Source organism: Priestia megaterium (assembly GCF_046599315.1).
Classification (GTDB): Bacteria; Bacillota; Bacilli; order Bacillales; family Bacillaceae_H; genus Priestia; species Priestia megaterium_F.
The window spans coordinates 424,749-449,922 of record NZ_JBKIKC010000001.1; the positions used below are offsets into that span (position 1 = coordinate 424,749).

Genomic DNA, 25,174 nt, shown 5'->3' on the forward strand with positions numbered 1-25,174 from the left:
CTACACAAATTTAAGGCATTCACTTAAATTAAAGGCTACATGAGTCAACTAAGTAAATACTACAAGGACCTTATAGGGTCCTTTTTTCTATTAAAAAGTGAAAATATAGGTGGATAGGTTAAAGAAGTAAGCTAAACGGGTATTCTTTGTACTATTAAGATGAAAGGAGTTTTTACTGTGTTAGCTTTAATTCTTAAACTTACTATCTCATTTTTTGCTGTTATGAATCCATTAGGAAACATACCTATTTTCATTACCCTTACGAACGATTATTCCCTTCAAGAAAGGCGCCATAGTGCAAGGAAGGCTGTCTTTATCTCTTTTATTATTCTTACATTATTTTTACTTTTAGGAAGTTTTATCTTTTCCGCATTTGGAATTACCATACATGCTTTTCGTGTGGCTGGAGGAATCTTAATCTTTGGCATTGCATATAGCTTGCTTCATGCTAAACCTTCTAATGCTCAAAGCCCTCATTCGCATGAACAAAAAGCCGCAGCTTCTCAAAATGATATTTCCATCACTCCCCTTGCTCTTCCGATTATGGCGGGACCTGGAACAATTGCGACAGTCATGTCTCATAGTTCTTATTCGGTAATAAATCTAGGAAGTGTACTCATCAGCTACACCCTTATATTAGGAGTTACTTTTCTCCTTTTCTATTATTCTACATCTATTATCAACAAGCTCGGACACAATGGTTTAAATGTTATTTCAAGGTTAATGGGATTAATACTGGCGGTAATGGCCATACAGATGATCGCAGAAGGTGTCCACGGGTTATTTCCCCATCTGTAATCATTCAAGAAGACTATTCTTATCGGAACGAGCATACCTATGAAAGAGGTGCTTTTTATATATTCTCGTTTCTTTCAACTACCCAAAAAGCGTAGGCATATCAACGATGTATAAAAAGCTGCATACTCTGATAAAAGAATCCTTGGCGGAAGCCATACTTTCCCAAGGGTTCTTTTACTTTTTTGTTTCCAGAAAGAGACACGATGTTAACTATGATTGTTTTATCATATCCATTTTAAAAAGAAAAAAACTACCTGATTTGTCAGAGGGTGATTGTTCTTTTAGGAACTTTATATGTAATTGGTTTGCTTATGATATTTGACATCATTCAAAGTATACAAAATTAATAGACAGAATATTTATACTAATCACTTTACTTTGTAATCGCTTTCATTTATAATGAAATTAGGTTGGATGGCATGAGTGGCTGTCATAGTATTTAGCGTAGGTGGGGCTGATACGAGGAAACAGGGCATAAAAGAAATGTCCTTTTTTGCTTGAGGAATATTTCTTAGAAGCTAGGAAATGTTATGGAATTCTTTCAAAAGTTTTTATTTTTTCACTTAGTTGATTACTTAGAGAGGTGTTTTATATGAATAAAAATGAAGGTACTAACGTTTTTTTATTAATATTTTCGGTGATCTCTATTTGTGGAGGATTATTATTAACAAATGTTTTTATTTATTCCCCTATTATTGGTTGGCTTCTAGCAGGATTTTGTTTAATAATGAATTTCATTTATAAAGAGGAACAGTCGAAATATAGAAAAAGAGAAGATTAGAAATAAGATCTTCTCTTTTTTTATGAGTTCTTATAACGCTGATTATGGCAGCTAGGATATTTGCCCTGACGCAACCAATTGATAGCTGGTGCCACCAATATGGAAGCTGTGATATCATTACGATTAACGAGCACTTTAGGAATAACCCATCCTGCCTGACTTGCTCCCAAAAGTATCACTTTATCTGTATTAATATCTTTTTCGTTTTTTGCCCATGCAATCACTTCTTCGACTTACACAAACAGCTTGATCTTTTAACTAAGGACTAAGCTTTTTTGTATCTATAATTGGTATTATAATTTAGTTTGCACTCAATTATATAATCAAGGCGGCGATGGGCTTTGGGTTCACGAAATGAATCAATGGCTGACACAGAGTAATGATGAGAATTACCTATTTAAAAAACCTGTTAGAAAGGTTAAAAATACATGTACTCCTGCTTTAACAGTCATTCCACTTTTATCACGTAGAGAGTCTAAACATACAATATCCATTGCTTGGACTAATGGATGTGAACCAGCAATATATATCGCTTCAAATAATTCATCTGTTCTCATTCCTCCTGTTGTTCCTGCTGGTACACCAGGGGCATAAGCCACATCAAGAACATCCATGTCTACTGTTAGATAGATGACATCCACTTTCTTGGCTAAATCAGCTAAGGCTCTTTCAACTATACAAGAAATCCCTGTTTTTCTGGCCTGAAGTAAGGTCACATAATTAACCTTGTGGGTATCTGCATACTCTTTGAGAGATTTGGAGTTATAAAACCCATGCAGGCCAATATTCCAAACGTTTTTGCCTTCAACCGTACCACTCTCAATCAGGTTTCGAATTGGTGTTCCATTTGATGGTCCGTTATCTTCTAAACTGCGTAAATCAAAATGTGTATCGAATTGAAGAATTCCTATACGTTGTTCTGGATGCGACTCTTTCCAGCCTTTTATTAACATAGCCGTAATCGAATGATCTCCCCCTAACATGACAGGCAGTGTATGAGGGTGATATTTCCGCATTGAAATCATGGCTTCTTTAATATACTGATGAGAAAGTGAAATATCTGTTACATGCTGTTTGACATCGCCTAAATCTAAAACCGATAAGGGGGTCAAATCCGTATCATATTCAATATGATACGGATTAAACGATTTCCATAGTTGTCTCATGGCAAGGGGAGTTTCACTTGCTCCTGATGCACTAATAGAAGATCTGGAAAGAGGGACTCCCAGAACGGTTACATCTACAGCTTGAAAATCTATTTCATCTTGGACTTCAAAAGTCTCGATCCAATCACTTACCTTAGGTTCAGTTGAACGCTGTCTTTCCCAATGAAAAGAGGGACGATTAAGTTGTGGGTACGGGTACGTCACGTAAAGCCCCACCTTCCACAATCACTTGTCCTTTTTTAATGACAGTATCTACAAGGTTCACTGCATAGTTATACTGCAACGTTTGATAATTCGGTGCATCAAATAAAACAAGGTCCCCTTTCTTTCCTACTTCGATACTTCCCACTTCATCAGCTCTTCCAATGGCATGAGCTGCATTAATTGTACATGCTGTTAGAACTTCCGCTGGCGTCATCTTCATCGTAAGACACGCTAGATTCATAATAAAAGGTAACGATTCAGTAGGTGATGACCCTGGATTACGATCAGTTGAAAGGGCAACCGGAACTCCAGCTTCAATCATCTTTCTTGCATTCGCAGGCTTCTCCATTAAAAAGAACGCTGTACCTGGTAACAAGACTGCAATAACACCACTTTTCGCCATTTGTTTAATACCTTCATCCGATGCTTGTAATAAATGATCGGCCGAAACAGCTCCCACCTTGGCTGCAAGCTCTGCACCGCCAAATTGAACAATTTCATCTGCATGTATTTTTGGCTTTAATCCGTAGACTTTTCCTGCCTCAAGAATTTGCTCCGACTGTTGAATTGTAAAAACTCCTTCTTCACAAAAAACATCGCAAAACTCAGCCAAATTTTCTTCTGCTACTCTTGGAATCATTTCCTCTATCACTAAACGAACAAATTCGTCTGGTTTTTCTTTATATTCAACTGGAACAGCATGAGCTCCCATGAAAGTAGAAACTAAATCTATAGGATGCCTTTCATCGAGCTTTTTTGCTGCTCGTAACTGTTTCAATTCATCTTCCAGTGTCAAACCATATCCACTTTTCGCTTCAACCGTCGTAACTCCATATTGTAGAAAACGATTCAGGCGTTTGGAGGTTTCTTGAATCAATTGCTCTTCTGTAGCTTCTCTTGTACTTGTTGTTGTTTGGAGAATTCCTCCGCCTGCCTTTAGAATATCAATATATTTAGCTCCGTTTAATCGCATCTCTAGCTCTTTTTCACGACTTCCCCCAAACACAATATGAGTATGAGCATCGATTAGACCTGGAGTAACAATTTTTCCTGAAGCATCAATCGTATTGATATGTCCATTTAAAGTCTGGACATATCGTTCTGCTTCAACATCTGATCCAACAAATGTAATCATTCCATTTTCCACTACAACACTGCCATGTTCGATAATACCGATATCGGACATATCTTGAGCGCGTTTTGGTTCTTTACTTCCACCTCTAACTGTAATCAGTTGTGAGGCACGTTTAATATACGTAATAGATGACATAATGCTCACTCCGTTTCCTTTAGTTTAATGTTGGAATGTTCATGCCTTTTTCTTTGGCTGTTTTGATTGCTAGTTCATAGCCTGCATCTAAATGACGAACAACGCCCATACCAGGGTCTGTTGTTAATACGCGTTCAAGACGTTTAGCTGCATCTTCCGTGCCATCTGCTACTACAACCATACCTGCATGAAGAGAATATCCCATACCTACGCCACCACCGTGGTGGACGGATACCCAACTTGCCCCTGCAGCTGTATTAACTAGTGCATTTAAAATAGGCCAATCTGCTACAGCATCACTGCCATCTCTCATCGCTTCTGTTTCACGGTTTGGCGAAGCAACAGATCCTGCGTCTAAATGATCTCTACCAATAACAATAGGGGCTGAAAGTTCTCCAGATGCAACCATTTCATTGATAATTTTTCCAAATCGTGCACGTTCTCCATATCCTAACCAACAGATACGCGCCGGTAATCCTTGAAATTCAATTTTTTCTCTCGCCATTTTAATCCAGTTACAAAGATGAGTATTATATGAGAATTCACGTAAAATAACTTCGTCTGTTTTATAAATATCTTCTGGATCACCTGATAAAGCTACCCAACGGAACGGCCCTTTTCCTTCACAGAATTGAGGACGGATATAAGCAGGTACAAAACCTGGGAAGTTGAACGCGTCTTTTACGCCTTCATCTAATGCTACTTGACGAATATTATTTCCATAGTCAAAAGCAATGGCTCCTTCTTTCTGCATATCTAACATAGCTTGAACATGAACTGCCATACTAGCCTTAGATTTTCTTACATATTCCTCTGGATTCTGATTACGTAATGTTTCTCCTTCCGATAGAGTTAATCCAATTGGTAGATAACCATTTAATGGATCATGTGCCGAGGTTTGATCCGTTACGATGTCTGGAATAAAGCCGCGTTTAATCATTTGAGGAAGCACTTCAGCTGCATTTCCAACCAAACCAATCGAGAGCGCTTTTCCTGAGTCTCTTGCTTCTTGGGCTAAAGCAATAGCATCATCTAAGCTTTCTAATACAACGTCACAATATCGTGTTTCAATTCGTTTTTCAATACGTGTTCGATCAACATCAATTCCAATGACTACCCCTCCTGCCATTGTAACGGCTAATGGCTGAGCGCCTCCCATGCCTCCTAATCCAGCTGTTACGGTAATGGTACCTTCAAGACTACCATTAAAATGTTGTTTTGCACATTCAGCAAATGTTTCATACGTACCTTGTACAATGCCTTGGCTTCCAATATAAATCCAGCTACCGGCTGTCATTTGCCCATACATCATCAATCCTTTTTTATCGAGTTCATGGAATTTTTCCCAATTTGCAAAGGCCGGAACAATATTGGAGTTAGCTAAGAGTACACGTGGTGCATCTTTATGAGTTTTGAAAACAGCTACTGGTTTTCCAGACTGTACTAATAGTGTTTCATCCTCTTCTAGATCTTTCAAAGTGGCTACGATACGATCGAATGCATCCCAATTTCGAGCTGCCTTCCCTATTCCCCCATATACAACTAATTTCTCTGGATGTTCTGCCACTTCTGGATCTAAATTGTTCATTAACATACGAAGAACAGCTTCTTGGACCCAACCTTTTGTATTTAATTCTTTTCCATGAGGCGCCTTAATTACTTTTTGTTCAGTAGTCATATTTTTTCCTCCTGTAAATAGATTCAAATAATTTCAAACTGTTTTTTAAATTTATCCTTATAGATAATTGCTTATAATCTATTCATATTTCAAATGGGTTTACTTTACAAAGAAAATTTCCTAAGTCTTCCTCATTGAGAAAAAGAAAAATTTATACCAAAATATTTCAATAAGCTTTTACTAAACTTTTATAATAAAAACGACTTCACACATTCATTAACGTACCATTTCGTAATTAACTTCTTTTACAACCCCTTTTAAATTAGCAGCTAATTTTTCAATATCACGTGAAAAAATTCGATCTTTTGTAATTGTTGGAACAACTTTTCTAATTCTCGAATAAAGTTTCGTTGTTTCTGGAGCTAACTTACTTACACCTCTAATATCAGCAGCCTGAGCAGCACAGATAGCTTCAATGGCAAGAACCCTTCTGCTATTTTGAATAATTTGATAAGCATGGCGAGCAGCAGTTGTTCCCATACTCACATGATCTTCTTGATTAGCAGAAGATGGAATAGAGTCTACACTAGAAGGATGAGCTAATGTCTTATTTTCCGAAACTAATGAAGCAGCAGCATATTGAGTAATCATTAAGCCTGACTGAAGACCAGGGTCTGGACTTAGAAACGCCGGTAAATCACTTAGTTGGGGATTTACCAATCGTTCGATACGTCTTTCAGAAATACTTCCTACTTCAGACATTGCAATTCCAAGAAAGTCCATTGCAAAAGCGATAGGTTGTCCATGGAAATTCCCACCGGAAATAACATTTCCACTGTCCGAGAAGATTAGTGGATTGTCTGTTGCTGAGTTTATCTCAATCAATAGTTTTTCTTTTACATAATTTAAGACTTGTTGAATAGCACCATGAACTTGAGGGATGCATCGTAATGAATACGCATCTTGAACTCGAATTTGTCCTTGAGTAGTGGTTAATTGACTACCGTCAAGGTAAGAAAGAATTCGTTCAGCCACTTGTTTCTGTTCAGGGTAAGGTCTTACAGAATGAGATTCTGATGTGAAAGCGTCAACAATTCCTTGTAGACCTTCTAAAGTTAAGGAAGCAATTCCATCTGAAAGGTCAGCTAACTTTTGAGCTTCCATATAAGCAACCACACCTACAGCAGTCATAGCTTGGGTTCCATTGATTAAAGCAAGCCCTTCCTTAGCTTGCAATTTGATCGGTTGAAGGCCTGCTAATTTTAGTGCTTCTGAACCTGACATTTTTTTACCATCAAAAACGGCTTCTCCTTCTCCAACTAATAGTAGGGCTAAGTGCGATAGAGGAGCTAGATCACCACTTGCCCCTAGCGATCCTTGACTAGGGATGACTGGAACGATATTTTGATTTAAACAATCAATTAACAACTGCAGTGTTTCTAGCCGAATTCCTGAATAGCCTTTCGCTAATGCATTAGCTCTTAGAAGTAACATAACTTGGCTTACTTCTACAGGAAATGGCTCCCCGAGCCCACAAGCATGGCTTCGAATTAAATTGATTTGTAAATCAGCTAAATCATCCTTAGAAATAACTGTGTCACTGAATTTCCCAAATCCTGTGTTTACACCGTAAATTACCTTGTTATTGGTAATACTATCCTCCACTAATGCTCTACTTCTTTTGATATTTTCTAGCGCGTGATCACCAATTTTAACAGAATAACCTTCATAAATAACTTGATGAATTTGTTCATACGTTAATGAGTTACCATCTATTTGAACAAACATTCTAATCACTCCTTTTTAAATTTAAAAGTCTTGTTGTTTTTGCACATAAAAAGGGGCTATATCAAAAAAGAAACAAATCTTTTTTGATATAGCCCCCTATAAACTAAACTGAATAAACTATGGGCTTTAAATACAATTTTAGATATCTAAAACAAACATAACTAACAGTGCTAAACCAATCTATACTTTAAGATCTAAAGCTTAAAGCAACTAATGTATCTGAAACTAGTATCTCTTTATCTAAATACTTTGTCAACTGTTTTTTGAAAAATAAAAAAAATTTTATTATTTAAATTACTTTGAATAGATCTTTTTAGATATGGTTAAAACCAAAACCTAATGCATCATGTTCAAAACCCTTTTTTGGGGCACCTATAGTCCCATAAACACATACACTAATCCATTCTCCACCATAACCAGAGGAGTCAATATTTCCTCTGACAATTGAAAAAGTTAAACCAACTGTACGTAAAATATCCCCTAACTGCAAAGTCCCCCTACTTACTCCCTGAATTGCTTCCAATATGGCATGATAAAGAGCATGGACTTCTCTATAGGAATTAGCATTTATGATATGGTTATTTTTAGCACTTGTTTCAACGGCAGCAACTACTTTTGATAGCTCCATAGCCCCAACTTTTCCAACTGTATAGTTATAACCTCTTGAATTCAGTTCTTGTTCAACTTCTTTCACCAGTTCGGTATTATGCAACAGAACTAATAAAGAAGTTAACTTACCCATTGAAAAATTATTCTTTTGTTTGACCTGATTGCTCATAAGATGTTCCCCCTTTGTGCTTCCCTTATTACTAGATTAGTATATAATGAAAGGTATATTAGTTGTCAATCTAGCTTTTGATAACGCATACATTTCTGCGTTGACAACTATTTATTCGATAGATATACTGAATATAATTCTGAAAATTCTAGATAATATAGCCTTTAGTGGATGAATTAAATTTTAGTTAATGGAGGATCTTAACAAAAAGATGGAAATATAAAAAGCAGGTATGATGTTATTTTTTAGAATAGGGTTCTCTCCAAAAGAGTAGATCAAATACCTATCAAACTTAAAAATATTACTTATATAAGTTTATTTAGGTGTAGTTAAGTAAATAAAACAAGACTCCAATTTAGTTATTAGTTTATAGAATGGAACTTGGCAAAAAGGAAATTAGTATTTTTGCGAAGTTTTTTTGTATTGGGAAAAATTATAGTAACTTGGAAAAGAAAGTTAGATTATATTTTTTTGAGATTTTACTTGATATTTTAAAAATCATAAAAAAACTATATTCATTCAAATCATATTTTAAATTATCTCGAACCGATCTGCTCGTTTAAATTTTAAGTTTAAAAGAGAACCCAAAATAATTAAATCATACTATTAGGAAGAGGGTTATACATGCATGCATAGTAAAAAAACAGAAGTATCCAATGAGCTTCAAAGAAATATGAAAAGTAGACATTTATTTATGATTTCAATCGGTGGAGTAATTGGAACAGGACTTTTTTTAAATTCAGGTCATATTATCAATGAGGCTGGTCCTGGTGGGGCTATATTAGCTTACCTCGTTGTGGGTTTCCTGATGTACTTAGTTATGCTTTGCCTTGGTGAATTGACCGTATCCATGCCGGTGACAGGGTCATTTCAAGCCTATGCAACAAAATATATAGGACCTGGAACAGGTTTTACTGTGGGGTGGATGTACTGGTTGAATTGGGCAGTTACAGTAAGTGTTGAATTCACAGCATCTGGATTATTAATGCAGCGCTGGTTTCCTGATATTCCTGTTTGGGTTTGGTGTGCTATTTTTGGAACTTCTTTGTTTATTATTAACTCTCTGTCTACTCGCAGTTTTGCAGAAACAGAATTTTGGTTCTCAAGTATTAAAATCGTAACCATTTTATTATTTATTATAATTGGGGCAGGTATAATTTTTGGATTTTTTGATACTCATGGGGCAAAAAATCCAGTTCAAAGTGTTTCTACCATAATGAATAATGGAGGACTTTTTCCAAATGGATTTAGTAGTGTTTTCTTTGCCATGATTGGAGTTGTTTTTTCTTTTCAAGGAACCGAATTGATTGGTATTGCAGCTGGAGAATCCGAAAATCCACATAGGGAAATCCCTAGAGCTATTAAAAATACAGTTTGGCGAACAGTATTTTTTTATGTAATTTCCATGCTTATCCTCGTTAGTTTAGTCTCCTGGCAAAAAGCAGGATCAGTGGATAGCCCATTTGTTTATGTTTTCGACAATGTTGGGATACCGTATGCAGCAGATGTGATGAATTTTGTTATTCTTACTGCGGTTTTATCAGTTGCAAATTCAGGATTATATGCATCCACACGAATGTTATGGGCTATGAGCCGCGAAGGATTTGCTGGAAAATCCTTTTCAAAATTAAGCCAAAAAGGAGTTCCCTTACGTGCATTAAGTGTAACTTTTTTAGTAGCATGTCTGTCCCTCTTAACAAGCTTCATTGCTGCTAATACTGTTTTTCTAATTTTAGTATCGATTGCTGGCCTAGCTGGTATCACTGTTTGGATGTTAACTGCCTTATCACAATTAAATTTCCGTAAAGCTTATATTGCGGAAGGGAATGATATTAATCAATTAAACTTTCGTACACCTCTGTATCCTATTGTTCCAATTACCTGCTTTATACTTTGTTTAGTAGTCATTGTTAGTATGGCTTTTGTTGATTCTCTCAGGGCTGCTTTATATTGTGGTATCCCATTTGCAATTGGATGCTATGCTTACTATTACCTACGTATTCATAAGAAAATAGATAAGGAAAAAGATAAAATAATATTAAGAAGAAGTTCTGGGGAATAAACCTAATAGGGATGAAATTCTTCCTTTACTTAATGAATCATTAAGTAAATCTCGACACTTTCTTTACTTCTTTTTGATTTAAAGCAGATTTTGTCCTTGGATGAATCTGCTTTTTAATTACAATAACAAACATTATACGAGAATTAATCCATTAAGCCTTTTTCAGCGTTAAACCATTTCACTTTGCCTTGTTCCATTTTTACTTCCTCCTATAATATATCTGGCGTATTTATTATATTATCTGAATGAAGCTATTTTAAACTTACATTATTATATTGATTTTACAAAATTAATCTTTCTTTTTAGCGATAAATATATCTTAACTCTGTAACCTGATCAAAAGCAGCAAATTCTTTTTTAGAAGTGTAGATACCAAAGAGATGCTTAGATATTTACTGTTAATAATGACAAATGAAAAAGCTTTTAAATGTAATTCTGTTATCTATTTGGAGCTAGATAATGGATGATTCAATGCGAATTTCAGAGCTTTAGAAACGTTCGATTTCTTGCTATCGTCGGTTTCCCTTGAAAAAGAAAACTTTGCTTAGTATCTCTACTTAATCCAAATTTAAATGCCATAATAAAGTTCTCTAAAAACACAAAAAGAGTGTTATCTTATACGTTTTGTATAAAATAACTTTTATGAAACACATCGGCTTTTCTTTTTACTATCTCATTAGCTTGAATATCGTTTAGTGATTGAGATGAAAGAATAATTTTTTTACACATAATAAATTATTATAGTTCTAATAATAAAGGTACGGTGAAAACTCATCGCTCTGAGATACGTTAGGCAACGTATTTATTTCACCGTACTTCCGAGTTGAGTAAGGCACAATGGCAACGGATAGTTGATCTTGAATTTAGTGGCACAATTAACCCTGTAGCTGTAAGCTTGTTTTTCTGTTACGAAGCTAAATGATAGTGACACTGTCCCTTGCTCCCTGTCAATTGACATCAGAACATATGTTTGTTAAAATGTAAGTAATCACTTGTATCAGACTATCTTTGGCTTACAATATTTTATATGTTGTAAGCTATTTTTTGTTTCTTATAATTAGAATGAAAAAACCTGAGGGTTTGACAGTTACCACCAGGCTTTTTGAACATTCTTTTCTTATCTCAATTTTAGTTGTAGAATTTTACACGATCCTCAACAGGCTGAAATTCTTTCTCCCCCGGCTGTGCAATTGGATTACCAAACGGCATTTGGGCAATTAACTTCCAATTAGAAGGGATATTCCACTCTTTTTTTACTTTTTCATCAATAAGTGGGTTATAGTGCTGTAAAGATGCTCCTAAACCTTCTGATTCTAACGCAGCCCATACTACTAATTGATGCATGCCAGAGGCTTGGTTTGACCAAATTGGGAAGTTGTCAGCATAGGAAGGAAACTGTTTTTGAAGACCTTTTACTCCTGCCTCATCTTCAAAAAATAATACAGTCCCATAACCACCTTTAAATGCGTCCATTTTTTGTTGCGTTCCAGTAAAATCTCTATCCCCCACTACTTTTCTCAAAGTCTCCGTGGTAATATTCCACAATTGATCGTGTGATTTACCTGTCAATACGACAAGACGTGCCGTTTGTGAGTTAAATGCAGATGGAGTGTGTTTTACAGCAAACTCTACAATTTCCTTAATTCTTTCATTTGATACTTGTACATCTTTATTGATTCCATAATAAGAGCGTCTTTCTTTTAAAACAGAATAAAAATCTTTTGACATTGTGATCATTCCTCCTGCAATGTAATACGCCAGAACTAAACTTTTTAAGGAAGCCTATACATTACTTCCTCGTATAGATTCGTTCTTTCCCTGGATTTTTACATTTTTTTCATTGTATTTAAGTAATTTGTCCATGTACTCCGTTGAATATTAACAATTATTTAATCTGGCTATCACCTAGGCCGAGCTTTTTAGAAAGATTGGCTAATTGTAATTTCTTCTCATTATTTATAAAAGACAAATTCTCAGATATTAATTCTGCGTATTGAGGAAAGATTCCTTTAAATAAACTTTGACTTTTTTCATTTAGAATTACATTTGAAGCTCGACAGTCTTCTAAACTTGGTTCCTTTTTACAAATTCTTTTTTTAAGCTTATCCATAAAGTAAGTAATGATTCCATCAAGAATAGACAGCATTTCAGTACTTTTTTATTTTATTTTAATACCTAAAAGACACATTATATGAATTAAAAACTCCCATAATGTGATTAAAACCTAAAGAAACTTGTATTCAAACAGACCAATTGGAAGGAATGTTTATGTATTATACTCCTTGGAGGCTCACATAGCTAACTAAAGAACCGTTAATTCTATTAAGTTCTCTTCGGCAATCTAAAGCTTTAATGATTAAAAACCTGTCTCTCGTATCATAATAATTTCGAGGTGAAAGACATGTATAAATTGTTATCACATACCGACTTAGATGGAGTTGGATGCGGAATTTTAGCACGGTTAGCTTTTGGAGACCAAATAAAAATTCGTTATAACTCTATTGCATCACTTAACCGTGAAGTAGAATGGTTTTTAGAAAATGAGGAAAAAAACACACATTTAATTATTACAGATTTATCAGTAAACGAAGAGAATGAAAAAAGACTTGAAGAATTTTACCAAACAGGAGGAAAAGTCCAGCTGCTTGATCATCATAAAACAGCTCTTCATTTTAACAAATATAAATGGGGACATGTTATCGTGGAAGATGACGAAGGGAATTTAGCCTCAGGAACATCCTTGTTTTATGAATACCTTATAGAAAATGAGCTTATAAAGACTTCAGATGCTGTTAATGAATTTGTAGAACTAGTAAGACAGTATGATACTTGGGAATGGGAAAAGAACAATAACCAAGAGGCACATAGGTTAAATGCCCTCTTCTTTTTAATATCTATCGACGAGTTTGAAGAAAAAATGGTTAACAGGCTTCAAAACAATGATCATTTCTTTTTTGACGAGTTTGAACAGAAGATATTAGATATGGAAGAAGATAAAGTAGAACGTTATATTCGTCGAAAAAGACGGGAATTGGTGCAAACTTCTGTAGATGAATATTTAGCAGGAATTGTATACGCTGAATCATATCATTCAGAACTTGGCAATGAATTAGGAAAAGAATATCCTCACCTTGATTACATTGCCATGTTGAATATGGGAGGAAAGAGAATTAGCCTTCGGACTATTCATGATCATGTGGATGTATCGGAAGTAGCTGGTCACTATGGAGGCGGAGGTCATGCCAAAGCTGCTGGATGTTCGTTAACGAATGAAGCATATAAACAATTTGTAACGAATACATTTCATCTGGATCCTGTGCGAGAGGATGCAAAGAGAAATCGATATAATTTGAAAGGATCTTCCTATGGTTCTCTCTACGAGACTCAAAATGAAGATATGTTCCTTATTTCTCCGCAGAATGAGGATGAATGGATAGTTGAAAATAGCAAAGGATTATCGATTCATACATTTAAAAGTTTTGAGGAAGCAGAAATCTTTTTAAAGAGGAATTATGCAGCTTGGTTAGTAAGAGATGATATCTTTGTAAAGTACTTAATAAAGTATATAAAAAAATTAAAACATGGAGAATAAGCTCCATGTTTTAATAATCTAATGAATGAAAGGTTGCCTATGAAAGCTAGGCAGCCTTTTATAATTCTAAAAAATCCACACTTGTTTATTAAAAAAAAATAAAAACCTAAATAATCATGGCAATAAAAAAGTGAAGAAATATTTGAGTTCCCTATCTTTTTTACGTATTCATGTCACAGTGATTATGCTAACTACCTTTTTACGTCATATATATATCCAAAACAGAAAAAACTCCCCAGCCTGTAGGGAGCTTTTTCTGTTTAAAATTGGAATTCATGTATCTTACAAATAAGGATTTTGATGAAAAATACCATCTTGAGTAGTTTGCTCAATTCACTATTTATTATTCATTTTATAATTGGCTAGCTTTATTTTCCGAATTCTAAACCATATTTTTCAAAATATCTAAAGATAATGATATATTCTTTTATTCAAGAATAAAATTATAAGCAATGATTAAAAAAATGTTTTTACGATTTCTTGTTGTGAGTTACACTCATGGCAAAAAGAACTAATTTCTAAGGCATCTTCTCTGAGGGTATGCATCGTCTCTTTTCTGAACTTTTTACAGTATTCTTTCTTTTGGCATGTTTTTAACAATATACTCTCATCCTCTCCCACATTTTTAATTTTATGTTTGTTATAAGAAGAAGTATTAATATAGCATTGATAATTTCATTCTGTATTTATAATAATTTCTTTATAGCTTGTTGAATGTCTGTAATTGGCTGCTGACAAGCATAGTTCTCGCAGATATAAATAGTTGTATTTCCAGAAATCACTTTATATTGAGAAGCAAAGTCTACAAGACCTTTAAGATCTTCGGGCTTCTCCGCCACTAGTAGTGAATAATTGGGTTTGAAACTTTTCTGAATTCCTTTAATAAGTTTTTTTGTTTCTTGATCATCTTTATCTCCGAAAATAACGATTTCTTTCTTAGGCATGACATAAGCTAATAAACTTTGCATAAAGAAAGTATGACCACTTGGATATTCCATAACTTCTCTTTCAAATGTTGAAAACATTCTAATTCCTTGATCAGTCAAAGAAAAATCCCCAGTCATTTGGCCTAATCTTAATATTTGCAAACCTGCTACGCTGTTTCCGGAAGGCAGAGCGCCATCGTATATTTCTTTTTCCTCAACAATTAGGCTTTCTGCATCTTTTCCTACAAAGTAAAAGCCTCCCTCCTCATAATCCCAAAATAAATCTAACATTTTGGAACATAAATTCTTGGCTTTTTTTAAAAAACTAAGATTAAATGATACCTCATACAGTTCTATATAAGCCCATAATAAGAATGCATAATCATCAATAAAGCCTTTGTTTTTCACCTCGCCTTCTCTATATCGCACCATAATACGTTCTTCTATAATTAACTCTTTTTCAATAAATAGAAGAGCAGTTTGAGCCATTTGAAGATAATCAGGTTCTTCAAATACTTTGGATGCTTTGGCAAGCCCTACAATCATTAAAGCATTCCATGATGTTAAAATTTTATCGTCTGTATGGGGATAGTTTCTTGCAGTGCGTTTCTTGAATAATTTTTTTCTTGCTTCTTCAAGTTTGATAGATAACTCCTCTTCGGTTAACCGAAACTCTTTTTTTACTTTCTCCCAGTGAGTATTAATCAAATTAGGAATATTACGACCTTCAAAGTTACCTGAAGAAGTGATGTTGTAGACCATACAATATAGCTCTCCAAGTTCATTGCCCAGCGTATTTATAATTTCATCCTTTGACCATACGTAATAGTTCCCTTCTTCTCCTTCTGTATCTGCATCTAAAGCCGAATAAAAAGAACCGTATTCATTAGTCATTTTTTCTTGAATAAAGAGGATAATTTGTTTGCAAATTCTTTTGTAACGCTCATCTTTTGTAACCTGGTATGCTTCTGTATAAGCAATTAACAGTAAGGCATTATCATATAGCATCTTTTCAAAGTGCGGAACTAACCACTTTTTATCAGTAGAATATCTAGAAAACCCATATCCTATATGATCATATATTCCTCCATTAGCCATACTATTGAGATTCTTAATAACATAATCTAAAGCATCTTGTTTATTAGTAAATTTATAATAACGAAGTAAAAACATTAATATATGAGGAATAGGAAACTTCGGTTCTTCGCTAAACCCTCCATAATAAGGATCAAACCGATCAGATAATTCCTGAAAAGTACGATGAAGTACTTCTTCTCCTAACAATTTTCCCTTCTCTCTTTTTACATCTATTTTCAAACTATTGGTAGCATCTCTTGCAATTTCTTCTACATATTGACGTTTCTTTATAAAAATATCTGATAGGTTTTCAATTACTTCTATAAAACCTGGGTTGTTGCCATGACTTTCTCTCGGAAAATAAGTACCTGCATAAAAAGGTTTTTGGTCAGGGGTTAAAAATACATTTAATGGCCATCCTCCATGCCCATTCATTAATTGACATATTCTCATGTACACTGAATCAATATCAGGTCTTTCTTCCCTATCTACTTTAATGGAGATAAATTTTTCATTTAAAAGTTGGGCAACTTTCTCATTTTCAAAGCTCTCATGTGCCATAACATGACACCAGTGACAAGTAGAATAGCCTATACTCACTAGGACGGGTTTATTCTCTATTTCAGCTCTTTCGAATGCCTCTTTCCCCCAAGGCAACCAGTCCACAGGATTATAAGCATGTTGGAGGAGATAAGGTGACTTCTCATAAAGTAAACGGTTCGCTTTTTTACCAATACTTCCATCCATATTTTTCCCTCACTCTAATCATAAATTTTAACTTTTTCGTGTAAAAAATGTCCCTTAATAAGTAAAGGCTGGTTTTTATTTTTTAATTAATAAGTTAACTTTTTTCTAAAAAGAGGATTGCAATAGCAATTGCAATCCTCTTCCCACATGGCAACTATGTTTTAGATAACAAGGAAGTGAAGGAGGTATTTCAATTATTTACGGAGAGAAATATATCCATCACTTTCTTTATTATCACAGTTGAAACACCTTTTATTCAGTTAATACTTTCCTGGTATCTATTTTCGCTTAATACAAATGATAAAAGCATACACACAAGGGAGGTGAAACAATATGGCAAACAACAGTGGTAATAACAATGATTTATTAGTACGTGGTGCTGAACAAGCAATCGATCAAATGAAATATGAAATCGCGAGTGAGTTTGGTGTAAACCTTGGTGCTGAAGCGACTGCACGTGCAAACGGTTCAGTAGGTGGCGAAATCACGAAACGTCTTGTAGCTACAGCTCAACAACAATTAGCTGGTGGTTTTTCAGGACAATCAGGTACTTCTCGCTAATTTTGAGATGTACACTTAAATTTCATACCATTTATGGCTTTAGCTACCTGCTTCATAGGCAGGTAGCTTTTTCTCCGTATTTCATTTTCCTATGAAATGTGAAGTAGGATTCAGCTCTAGTAGTGTGCAAGAAGAAATAAATTTTTACAGAAAATCATGAAAAAAGAATGACAAACAAGTTGTCATTCTTTTCCTACACATGGCAAGTGCATAAATTTTATAACAAGGAAATGAAACATGTAATTCCACCTTTTACAGCGTAATTTGTTTCTACTCTTTAATATGGCAAACAAATAAGGAATCATACATCCATTTTTTACCACGAATACATTTCTTCCACAATAGGAATCTTAAGAAAAACAAGGAGGTGACACAACATGGCAAACAACAAAAGCAGCAACAACAACGAATTATTAGTGCGTGGTGCTGAACAAGCAATCGACCAATTAAAATACGAAATCGCTAGCGAATTTGGTGTAAACCTTGGTGCTGAGACAACTTCACGTGCAAACGGATCAGTAGGTGGCGAAATCACAAAGCGTCTTGTACAAATGGCTGAGCAACAACTTGGCGGCGGACGTTTCTAAGACAACTTTATAACGTGATGGCTAAAGGGAGAATGGGAAACCATTCTTCCTTTTATTATAGAAATTTTCTATTATCATAAGTAAAAGGCCAAAGAAAGCATCGCTATAAACGGATATTTTAAGCCATGATGCTGCGAGTAAAATTCATCAAGGGATGTAGAGTTAATGAGAGTAAATAATAAGTATCAGGTTCTTTTATGGCTTTTTTACACTTAGCCTTTTTATCATTATGGGATGCAATAGAGAGGAAAGCAACCTTAGAACAGTTTATAGAGAAGAGATTAGGGAAGCAATTCAAGAGGCAAATAAAGCAATATCCACTAAAGATAATACCACAAGAAACGTTAAACTGACTCTAATAATGTACGAGCTGATATTTATAATAATGGCCAATTTGTACGACTTACTTATAAAAACGCCGAAGGAAATTGGGAACAGTCAGCTTTCGAAAGACCAAAGAACGGACACTATAAAGCAGGGGATCCCCATCGTTTTGCAGAAAAAAAACCTACTTATACAGAGAATAAACATATAGGAAAAAACAAAAAACATCTACATAGAGAGTAAGTAATGTATTGTGTAAGAGAACAAGTTACTTCTCCTCTTTAGCTTGTGGCTTAATTAAGATGTAAATGCCATTCACCTATTTAAATAAAAAAGGAAAAAAGCCTTTGGTATGGCCGTACCAAGGACTTTTGGTTTCCTACTTTACTTATAGACATTCAAAAATTCATATCTCGTAAACCTGGGCTATGTTCGTTCGGCATTTCTGGTAATTCAGGAACAGGGAAGCCTTTTGGTGGCGGTGCTACCGATAATGTTCCATTATTTCGACTTGGAGATTCGCCTTGAATAATTTCACCAATTCTCGTCGGGTCTAATCTAAAGTTAAACTGCATGTTATGATAGCCCATCTCTACATATTTACGACATTCTGGATATTTGTTAATGTCATAATTAGGAATAGGGAAAAGTTTGCCCCAATTCACGCCTAATGTTTCTAATGCTTTAGCAAATGCATTTTGATGGGCATTATCTCGAACAATTAGAAACGCAAGCGTTTCACGGAAGGTTTGATTGGAACTCATTTCATAAATTCTTGTCTTCTGAAGCACACCCGTTGACTCGAGTACTAAGTTGTCTAGTAAATCACTAATTAGGTTTCCATGGCTGTATACCCAAGAGCCATTCCATGGATTCCCTCCTGCATCTACAGGTAGAGAGCTCTGAGCCCCCATAATAAAGTGATGAGGATTCGCATGTTTAACTGCTTCATCTAGGGGTGCTTGATCAACGCCTGCATTCCCTGGCATCTCTTCACCTGATCCATTTAATAACTGATTAATTGTATTTTGTACGAGTTCTACATGGCTGATTTCTTCTAGGAATATGCCTCTTAGTAAATCACGAAATTGCTTCTCTTTTCCTCTAAAATTAGAACTTTGGAAAAAGAATTGCATCATCGTACGCATTTCCCCAAAATGTCCTCCTAGAATTTCTTGTAGAACTTTTGCGGCTGCTGGATCTGGTTTATCTGGCTTAATAATGTTAATTAGCTCTTCTTTATAGTAATACATAGCCATTCCCTTTCGTTTATAGAGTTTATAACGTTATCTATCTTTCCACTTATTTTTTTATTTATTCCCTTAGCAAAGGATTAGAGAGCCTGGATTATGCTTAGCTACCTCCAAATCCATAAGATAGATAAATCAAAACAAAAAAACTGCCTAAGAAGGCAGCTCTCTCTATAACAAGGGTATTGTGGCTGATGCTCGTCTATGCATCTTGAATAGTATGCTTAAAATACTGAAGGGTATTCTTGGCTCAACTTCATTTTGTCTATATAAAAGAATAATAACACAAGATATGGAGACGTTAAGGATGTGCATGGTAAGAAAGGTAACACATTATTATGAATATGGTAAGGAGGATAACAATGGGTATTTTAAGTGGAAATCCTACAGATGAACCGATGCATTATGGCGAGGTGTTTGGAACATGGTCATTTCTTTCTGCCTCAAAAGGATTAGTAGCTGGCTATCAAACGTTTCTAAATCATGTAGGAGATAAGGATCTACATAAGTTAGTACAAGAAACGATTGAACAGTGTCAACAAGAAATGAAAGGCGTAGAAAAGCTATTAAAAGAGAACGGTGTAGCTTTACCCCCAACTCCACCTGAACGTCCAGAAGCCTGTTTAGATGATATTCCGGTAGGTGCACGCGTCCAAGATCCAGAAGTCGCTGCGGCTATCTCAATGGATATCGCTGCTGGTCTAGTTGCATGTAGCCAATTGATTGGCCAATCTATTCGTGAAGATATCGCAGCGATGTTTGGTCAAATTCACATGCAAAAAGTAGCCCTTGGTGGAAAGTTCCTACGACTTAATAAAGAAAAAGGCTGGCTAGTTCCCCCACCCCTTCATAAGTCTAAACAGACAGATTGTTAACCATTAGCTTTTTATCATTAAAAAAGATGTTTGCTAGCAAATAGGAGCACCTTTTTGTATTTCTCATAAGGAAAATTACGGTGAATGAAGTTGTATATTATATACAGACTGAAAACAGAAAAAGACTACTGCTCCCTGGACAGTAGTCTTCTTTTTCTAAACCTTGCCCTAAAGATTTATTTTGACGTTTAACACATCTGAGGCAGTTTGCTCAAGCTATCACTAACTTATGTATTAAAAAGAAAACCCACCCGATTTGTCAGAGGTAGGTTTTCTTTTAGAAACTGTACATGTAATTAGTTTGCTCAAAATACAATTAATTATCCATCTGTATAAGAGTAGAGTATAAATTATTTTTTATAAGTTGTTCGGACTAAATAATTTGCGAAAAAGAGAATCACAAAGGGAACAATCAAAAAAACGAACTACGCGATAAAGCCCTTATGTAATTTATGATTCATGGATAGTAAATCAATCTTTATATACTAAAATAGAATGCTCCATGAAAGAAAAACTAATCCACTCCCATTAAAAATAGAAAAGGCTACTTCTTTCCAGTCAAAATGAACTGCCCCCAATTGTTCGACAAGAAAACTCTAATAATTGGGGTGTTATATGTCAAGACGTACATTTGAAGATAAGTTAAAGGCTATTATACTAACTTCAGTAATTTTTTGTTATTAAAATACTTATTTAAAACATAAATCATAACCCCTCGCTGATATCCCTTCAGGAAAAGGTTTAAGTTACGAAATTTATTCAAAAAGTAAATTATTATTAGATTTTTATACCTCTACCTTTTTCTCCAATGGAGGTTTAGGTGATTTATTCAGCCGTAAATTACCTGATAAATATAATCCAGTAAAAACAAAAAGGGAAGCAATGGCATCGTATATTGTAACCTTTTCACCTAATAAGATAGAGGCTAAAAGGTAACCTGCAATAGGTGTTAGAAATAGCCAAATATTTGCTTTAACGGCATCTTGTTTAAGCAAATAAAACCATAGGATCATCGCAAAGATTGAAACACCTAAAACGGACCACACTAGATATAAAATCAGATTCATATCAAATAAGACGGGTTCATCTAATTCTAAAAGCATAGAGGGTATAATTAAAATAATTCCACCAAATAAAACCTGCCAGGCATTAATTACTAAGCTGGGAAGTTGCAACTTTTGTTTTTGAAAATAAACACTGCCAATGGCCATGGATATCATGCCAATTAGTAGCAAGATTATTCCGCTCAATGTGGAATGTCCATCTTGCAATAAAGGATATGTAGCAATTACTAAGCCAATGGCTGAAACAAGCATCCCTATCCACTCTTTCTTTTGAATGAAACGATTCATGAAAATTGAGGACAGAATTGCAACAAGAAATGGATTAACAACGACGGCTAAATTAAAAAAGCCAGATGATACGGTTTTTAGTGCCCAAAAACCGCAACCAAGGTACAAAGAAGTATTAAATAAACCTAATAGTATCAGTGGTTTCCACTCATGTTTTTGGGGCATGCGGTATTTACCTTTTCTAAACAAATAAACATATACTAACAATAAACTCCCGGCTGAAAGAAAGCGAATAGTCCCCATTATTAATGGCGGAGCCGATAAAAGACCAAATTTAACAGATACTGCTCCAGATGCCCATAGAGTCGTAAATAAAATGCCAAAAAGCATTTCTTTCTTCCTCCTTCGGATACTTACTAGATATAAAATTAATTTAAATAGATATTTTCCAGAAGATAAATAATTATGATGTGTCTTATATAACAAAAGGTGCGCTCTAACTGAGTGCACCTTTTGTTTTTATGAATTATATATTTCTCTGTTTAAATTTACAACATCCTTATGTGAAAATTCAGCTTCTTTTCCTTCCGTAATCCTTTCTATCACCTTGTCCCGTAATAATGGTGCTTTTTCTTTATTTGCCTTTCCCAACGCTTTCTTGAGTTCATCTTTTGTTAGCTCTGTGCAGTAAGCAGGAGTTCCTGGCTGTTGTCTCCAAGAGTCACTTAAAGAACCACCGTCTACTGCATCGAAGCCTAGCTCATACACTATGTCCATGACTACTTGTTTTTGTGCTGGATCATCACCAGCAACTGCTATCGCAATTCGTCCACTAGAATCTTCGGATGTTCCTTCACTTTCTAAAGTATAGGCTAATAAGTTGTTGAAAGCTTTAATGGCAGGTCTGCCTAATTGATTTGAAACCCAAACACTTTCAACCATTCCGTTCTCGATTTCTTCAATTTTGCCGTTTCTAAAAGGATAATAATTTGAAGTATCTACAATAATTACTTCCTTCTCGACTTGATTGATAATGTTCCGAATGCTTGGCATTACTTCTATAGGGAGAGATATTATAAGAACTTCAATATTCTTAATTGCATCCTCTACACGTACAGGTGTTGCAGCAAGCTCTTTTCCTTCTAAACATTCCATTCCCCTTGCATCTGCAATTTTGATATCGTGCCCATTCTTAACTAATTTTTTAGAAATAGTTGACCCAATTGGTCCTGCACCTATAATTCCAAACCTCATTACTGTTCCTCCTCAAAAATTTGCATATAAAAGAATTGCTTTACTTAAAGTTGCACAATGATATGTTTTTAAACCGTACACATATATTTATTAGATATTAAAAACGTATTGAGTATTTCTGTTACATATACTAGAATAAAATCATTTCTCATTTTTTTGAAGTAGGCAATAAAAATTGCCGTAGTACATTTTTTTGTACTTAAGAGTAGAAAGCAGGTGAAAAGATGTCTAGAATATGTAAAGATGGATTTGACAAAGAGTGTATAAAGGAACAAAGAGAAGTATATGGCATAGCTTATACCCAAAATATACTTTCAGGACGCTGGAAGTATATTATCCTTTGGTTTTTAAAAACAAAAGAACGTCGTTATAGTGAAATTAAAGCTTTTTTATGGGACATTTCCCAAGGTTCTCTTACAAAACAGTTGAGAGAACTAGAAACAGATGGACTAATTAAGCGAGAAGTTTTTCCAGAGGTGCCTCCACGTGTTGAATATTCCTTAACAACTAAGGGGCGAGAATTTATTCCCATACTTGATATGATGGAGAATTTCGGCAAAAAATTCGGAGAAAAACCTGAGTGAAATGTCAAGAGCCTTATAGGTGTAAGCAGGAATGCTAATTTATATAAAAATGTTAGAAGAAAGAGCGTAACCCTTTGGCGTTCATTAGGTTTACGCTCTTTCTTTTCCTTTAGGTATCGTTTTATGGAAAACGAATTATATTTGTAAAAAAATCTATTACTTTAATGTGAGTAAGTTCCTAATCCAGACAACATTAAAAAGTAGATAACAATACCAAATTTAGTTTATTTTTTAGCAAATCCTTGTTTGTTTAAATAATCAAGCATAAAAGGCAGTTTACTTCTTTCAAGATGATCCTCAATATGAGCTTTCCATCCTTTTACTTTCTTTACTGTGAAAGGAGCTTTAACAGGACGATTTTGGTAATAGTCACGCATCTGTTGGTCATACAGTGCTAATTTTTCTTCATCTAGTGGTTGATACTGATTATCAAACATGACCATTGATTGAGGTAAACGTGGTTTTAGTCCAGGTTTCTCCCCAGCAGGATGGCCTATGCATAGGCCTACTAAAGGAACCACATACTTTGGTAAATTTAATACCTCAGTTAATTCTGTAATATTACTTCTTACTCCACCGATATATACACCACCAAGCCCCATTGATTCGGCTGCGGTTAAAGTATTTTGAGCCATTAGCCCAGCATCAAATGAACCTGTCAAAAGGTATTCAATATAGTCGAGATCTACTTTGGGAGCAATTTGATGATTTCGGTTAAAATCTGCACAAAAAATCCAAAACTCTGCTGCTTCTTCTATATATGGTTGATTGACGGATAGCTGCATCACTTGTTTCCGAAGATCTAGATCTGTAACCCTAATGATAGAAACGGTCTGTAGAAGGCTAAAAGATGATGAAGTTTGATTAGCTGCCTTAAAGATTGCATCCCGTTGTTCCTCTGTCAAGGGTTGATCTGTAAAAGAACGAATAAAGGCATGACTAGAAAGTAATTCTATTGTATTATTCATATTGACATTCTTCCTTTCTTTCCTAAATATTAAATTAAAAACTAATTTTTTCATAATTATCGAGCTGGGCTAGAACTATTTGTAAAAGTTAATTTTACTTGCATAGACAATAATAAAATCCTCACTCTAATTTATGAAGAGGGCAATTTTAATTGCTCTAGTACGATTTTTTGTACTTAACAGTGGTAAAAGGAGTTAAAGACGTTTAAATTATATAAAGATGGTTTTTCAAGAAACTTCATGAGTGGATAACACAACGTATGGTAATACTCACTACCTTTAAAGAGAGCTCTTATGTCCGTTATTGTAATAGCATAGGAAAAATCTAGATTTATAACGTTAAGAAATTCCCGATAAAAAAAGTCCAATCCCTGTGTATTAAAGTAGAGAGATTGGACTTTTTTCTTTACTCTATTAAAGTTCTCTTTCATTGAAAAAGAAACGTCAATTATTATTTTTCAAGGGTATTCACTATTTCATTAATTACTTCCGCGCAACTCTTACTCTCTTTTATTCCACCTGCAGCTTCAGATAAACTTATAGCGCCATTGACTAAATCCCCATCTAACATACCAATTTTAAAGCCCTTTCCATAATACTTACAGGCCTCTTCTGTTTTTCCTTGATTGATAAGTTCGAACGCTTTTTCCCAGCTTCTGTAGGAATTATTCT

The 25,174-nt window shown here is 34.8% G+C and carries 21 protein-coding genes and 1 pseudogene; 9 read left to right on the forward strand and 13 right to left on the reverse strand.

Annotation, left to right across the window (positions count from 1 at the left end):
- Positions 1-159 precede the first annotated feature (159 nt).
- Together ACLHDF_RS02435 and ACLHDF_RS02440 are read left to right on the forward strand one after the other, a co-directional pair.
- Positions 160-798: a MarC family protein gene (locus ACLHDF_RS02435; protein ID WP_413917442.1), complete on the forward strand. Its 639-nt coding sequence runs from the start codon at positions 160-162 to the stop codon at positions 796-798.
- 592 nt (positions 799-1,390) lie between these two features.
- Positions 1,391-1,579: a hypothetical protein gene (locus ACLHDF_RS02440; protein WP_413917443.1), complete on the forward strand. Its 189-nt coding sequence runs from the start codon at positions 1,391-1,393 to the stop codon at positions 1,577-1,579.
- Between the two features lie 20 nt (positions 1,580-1,599).
- Here ACLHDF_RS02440 and ACLHDF_RS02445 read toward each other — a convergent pair whose 3' ends face one another.
- A complete protein-coding gene (locus tag ACLHDF_RS02445; protein WP_413917444.1) occupies positions 1,600-1,803 on the reverse strand; it encodes a hypothetical protein in 204 nt (67 codons plus the stop codon).
- 67 nt (positions 1,804-1,870) lie between these two features.
- Here ACLHDF_RS02445 and ACLHDF_RS02450 point away from each other — a divergent pair.
- Positions 1,871-1,978: pseudogene (locus ACLHDF_RS02450) on the forward strand (chitinase); the annotation flags it as partial.
- Here ACLHDF_RS02450 and ACLHDF_RS02455 read toward each other — a convergent pair.
- The 5 genes from ACLHDF_RS02455 to hutP all read right to left on the reverse strand — a co-directional run bounded on the left by ACLHDF_RS02455 (position 1,969) and on the right by hutP (position 8,403).
- Complete coding sequence (locus tag ACLHDF_RS02455; RefSeq protein ID WP_413917445.1) at positions 1,969-2,949, reverse strand: agmatinase family protein; 981 nt, start codon at positions 2,947-2,949, stop codon at positions 1,969-1,971. The pseudogene ACLHDF_RS02450 and the gene ACLHDF_RS02455 sit on opposite strands and share 10 nt — an antisense overlap.
- Entirely contained in the window at positions 2,924-4,219 is a 1,296-nt protein-coding gene (gene hutI, locus ACLHDF_RS02460) for an imidazolonepropionase (RefSeq protein WP_413917446.1), read from the reverse strand. The genes ACLHDF_RS02455 and hutI overlap by 26 nt, the downstream gene beginning before the upstream one ends.
- Positions 4,220-4,238: 19 nt before the next feature.
- Positions 4,239-5,897: a urocanate hydratase gene (gene hutU, locus ACLHDF_RS02465; RefSeq protein ID WP_413917447.1), complete on the reverse strand. Its 1,659-nt coding sequence runs from the start codon at positions 5,895-5,897 to the stop codon at positions 4,239-4,241.
- Between the two features lie 216 nt (positions 5,898-6,113).
- Positions 6,114-7,625, reverse strand: coding sequence for a histidine ammonia-lyase (gene hutH / locus ACLHDF_RS02470; protein ID WP_413917448.1), 1,512 nt, complete (start codon positions 7,623-7,625; stop codon positions 6,114-6,116).
- A gap of 313 nt (positions 7,626-7,938) precedes the next feature.
- Positions 7,939-8,403, reverse strand: coding sequence for a hut operon transcriptional regulator HutP (gene hutP, locus ACLHDF_RS02475; RefSeq protein WP_251390162.1), 465 nt, complete (start codon positions 8,401-8,403; stop codon positions 7,939-7,941).
- 628 nt (positions 8,404-9,031) lie between these two features.
- Between hutP and ACLHDF_RS02480 the strand changes: the two genes are divergently transcribed.
- Positions 9,032-10,465: an amino acid permease gene (locus ACLHDF_RS02480; protein WP_413917449.1), complete on the forward strand. Its 1,434-nt coding sequence runs from the start codon at positions 9,032-9,034 to the stop codon at positions 10,463-10,465.
- Between the two features lie 1,128 nt (positions 10,466-11,593).
- Here ACLHDF_RS02480 and ACLHDF_RS02485 read toward each other — a convergent pair.
- Positions 11,594-12,193: a nitroreductase family protein gene (locus ACLHDF_RS02485; protein ID WP_413917450.1), complete on the reverse strand. Its 600-nt coding sequence runs from the start codon at positions 12,191-12,193 to the stop codon at positions 11,594-11,596.
- 157 nt (positions 12,194-12,350) lie between these two features.
- Positions 12,351-12,575: a hypothetical protein gene (locus ACLHDF_RS02490; protein WP_413917451.1), complete on the reverse strand. Its 225-nt coding sequence runs from the start codon at positions 12,573-12,575 to the stop codon at positions 12,351-12,353.
- A gap of 291 nt (positions 12,576-12,866) precedes the next feature.
- On the opposite strand from ACLHDF_RS02490, the gene ACLHDF_RS02495 reads away from it, so the two are divergent.
- Positions 12,867-14,057 (forward strand): DHH family phosphoesterase, encoded by a 1,191-nt coding sequence (locus ACLHDF_RS02495; RefSeq protein ID WP_413917452.1) that lies wholly within the window; start codon positions 12,867-12,869, stop codon positions 14,055-14,057.
- Positions 14,058-14,743: 686 nt separating this feature from the next.
- On the opposite strand, the gene ACLHDF_RS02500 is transcribed toward ACLHDF_RS02495, so the two are convergent.
- Positions 14,744-16,807 carry a thioredoxin domain-containing protein gene (locus ACLHDF_RS02500; protein ID WP_413917453.1) on the reverse strand — a complete coding sequence of 688 codons (2,064 nt, stop codon included), beginning with the start codon at positions 16,805-16,807 and terminating at the stop codon, positions 14,744-14,746.
- 333 nt (positions 16,808-17,140) lie between these two features.
- On the opposite strand from ACLHDF_RS02500, the gene ACLHDF_RS02505 reads away from it, so the two are divergent.
- The gene (locus tag ACLHDF_RS02505) at positions 17,141-17,368 is read left to right on the forward strand and encodes a small, acid-soluble spore protein, alpha/beta type (protein ID WP_413917454.1); all 228 of its coding nucleotides are present in this window, start codon (positions 17,141-17,143) and stop codon (positions 17,366-17,368) included.
- A gap of 377 nt (positions 17,369-17,745) precedes the next feature.
- On the forward strand, positions 17,746-17,955 hold the full coding sequence (locus ACLHDF_RS02510) for a small, acid-soluble spore protein, alpha/beta type (protein WP_413917455.1): 210 nt from the start codon (positions 17,746-17,748) through the stop codon (positions 17,953-17,955).
- Between the two features lie 722 nt (positions 17,956-18,677).
- On the opposite strand, the gene ACLHDF_RS02515 is transcribed toward ACLHDF_RS02510, so the two are convergent.
- Positions 18,678-19,532: a manganese catalase family protein gene (locus ACLHDF_RS02515; protein ID WP_413917456.1), complete on the reverse strand. Its 855-nt coding sequence runs from the start codon at positions 19,530-19,532 to the stop codon at positions 18,678-18,680.
- A 359-nt stretch (positions 19,533-19,891) separates the two neighbouring features.
- On the opposite strand from ACLHDF_RS02515, the gene ACLHDF_RS02520 reads away from it, so the two are divergent.
- The gene (locus ACLHDF_RS02520; RefSeq protein ID WP_413917457.1) at positions 19,892-20,404 is read left to right on the forward strand and encodes a DUF3231 family protein; all 513 of its coding nucleotides are present in this window, start codon (positions 19,892-19,894) and stop codon (positions 20,402-20,404) included.
- 785 nt (positions 20,405-21,189) lie between these two features.
- Here ACLHDF_RS02520 and ACLHDF_RS02525 read toward each other — a convergent pair.
- Together ACLHDF_RS02525 and ACLHDF_RS02530 are read right to left on the reverse strand one after the other, a co-directional pair.
- Positions 21,190-22,086, reverse strand: coding sequence for a DMT family transporter (locus ACLHDF_RS02525; protein ID WP_413917458.1), 897 nt, complete (start codon positions 22,084-22,086; stop codon positions 21,190-21,192).
- A 129-nt stretch (positions 22,087-22,215) separates the two neighbouring features.
- Positions 22,216-22,950: an NADPH-dependent F420 reductase gene (locus ACLHDF_RS02530; protein WP_413917459.1), complete on the reverse strand. Its 735-nt coding sequence runs from the start codon at positions 22,948-22,950 to the stop codon at positions 22,216-22,218.
- Between the two features lie 224 nt (positions 22,951-23,174).
- On the opposite strand from ACLHDF_RS02530, the gene ACLHDF_RS02535 reads away from it, so the two are divergent.
- Positions 23,175-23,534, forward strand: coding sequence for a winged helix-turn-helix transcriptional regulator (locus tag ACLHDF_RS02535; RefSeq protein WP_053488288.1), 360 nt, complete (start codon positions 23,175-23,177; stop codon positions 23,532-23,534).
- Positions 23,535-23,758: 224 nt separating this feature from the next.
- Here the strand turns inward: ACLHDF_RS02535 and nfsA are convergent, their stop codons facing one another.
- A complete protein-coding gene (gene nfsA, locus ACLHDF_RS02540) occupies positions 23,759-24,502 on the reverse strand; it encodes an oxygen-insensitive NADPH nitroreductase (protein WP_413917460.1) in 744 nt (247 codons plus the stop codon).
- Positions 24,503-25,174 lie beyond the last annotated feature (672 nt).

Excerpts from the sequence above, each read along its gene's own strand:
- hutU (WP_413917447.1), bottom strand. The coding sequence starts at position 5,897 with ATGACTACTGAACAAAAAGTAATTAAGGCGCCTCATGGAAAAGAATTA.
- ACLHDF_RS02490 (WP_413917451.1), bottom strand. The coding sequence starts at position 12,575 with ATGGATAAGCTTAAAAAAAGAATTTGTAAAAAGGAACCAAGTTTAGAA.
- hutP (WP_251390162.1), bottom strand. The coding sequence starts at position 8,403 with ATGAGCAATCAGGTCAAACAAAAGAATAATTTTTCAATGGGTAAGTTA.
- ACLHDF_RS02505 (WP_413917454.1), top strand. The coding sequence starts at position 17,141 with ATGGCAAACAACAGTGGTAATAACAATGATTTATTAGTACGTGGTGCT.
- hutI (WP_413917446.1), bottom strand. The coding sequence starts at position 4,219 with ATGTCATCTATTACGTATATTAAACGTGCCTCACAACTGATTACAGTT.
- ACLHDF_RS02525 (WP_413917458.1), bottom strand. The coding sequence starts at position 22,086 with ATGCTTTTTGGCATTTTATTTACGACTCTATGGGCATCTGGAGCAGTA.
- nfsA (WP_413917460.1), bottom strand. The coding sequence starts at position 24,502 with ATGAATAATACAATAGAATTACTTTCTAGTCATGCCTTTATTCGTTCT.
- ACLHDF_RS02510 (WP_413917455.1), top strand. The coding sequence starts at position 17,746 with ATGGCAAACAACAAAAGCAGCAACAACAACGAATTATTAGTGCGTGGT.
- ACLHDF_RS02535 (WP_053488288.1), top strand. The coding sequence starts at position 23,175 with ATGTCTAGAATATGTAAAGATGGATTTGACAAAGAGTGTATAAAGGAA.
- ACLHDF_RS02435 (WP_413917442.1), top strand. The coding sequence starts at position 160 with ATGAAAGGAGTTTTTACTGTGTTAGCTTTAATTCTTAAACTTACTATC.
- ACLHDF_RS02520 (WP_413917457.1), top strand. The coding sequence starts at position 19,892 with ATGGGTATTTTAAGTGGAAATCCTACAGATGAACCGATGCATTATGGC.
- ACLHDF_RS02480 (WP_413917449.1), top strand. The coding sequence starts at position 9,032 with ATGCATAGTAAAAAAACAGAAGTATCCAATGAGCTTCAAAGAAATATG.
- ACLHDF_RS02530 (WP_413917459.1), bottom strand. The coding sequence starts at position 22,950 with ATGAGGTTTGGAATTATAGGTGCAGGACCAATTGGGTCAACTATTTCT.
- ACLHDF_RS02500 (WP_413917453.1), bottom strand. The coding sequence starts at position 16,807 with ATGGATGGAAGTATTGGTAAAAAAGCGAACCGTTTACTTTATGAGAAG.
- ACLHDF_RS02515 (WP_413917456.1), bottom strand. The coding sequence starts at position 19,532 with ATGTATTACTATAAAGAAGAGCTAATTAACATTATTAAGCCAGATAAA.
- ACLHDF_RS02495 (WP_413917452.1), top strand. The coding sequence starts at position 12,867 with ATGTATAAATTGTTATCACATACCGACTTAGATGGAGTTGGATGCGGA.
- ACLHDF_RS02440 (WP_413917443.1), top strand. The coding sequence starts at position 1,391 with ATGAATAAAAATGAAGGTACTAACGTTTTTTTATTAATATTTTCGGTG.
- hutH (WP_413917448.1), bottom strand. The coding sequence starts at position 7,625 with ATGTTTGTTCAAATAGATGGTAACTCATTAACGTATGAACAAATTCAT.
- ACLHDF_RS02485 (WP_413917450.1), bottom strand. The coding sequence starts at position 12,193 with ATGTCAAAAGATTTTTATTCTGTTTTAAAAGAAAGACGCTCTTATTAT.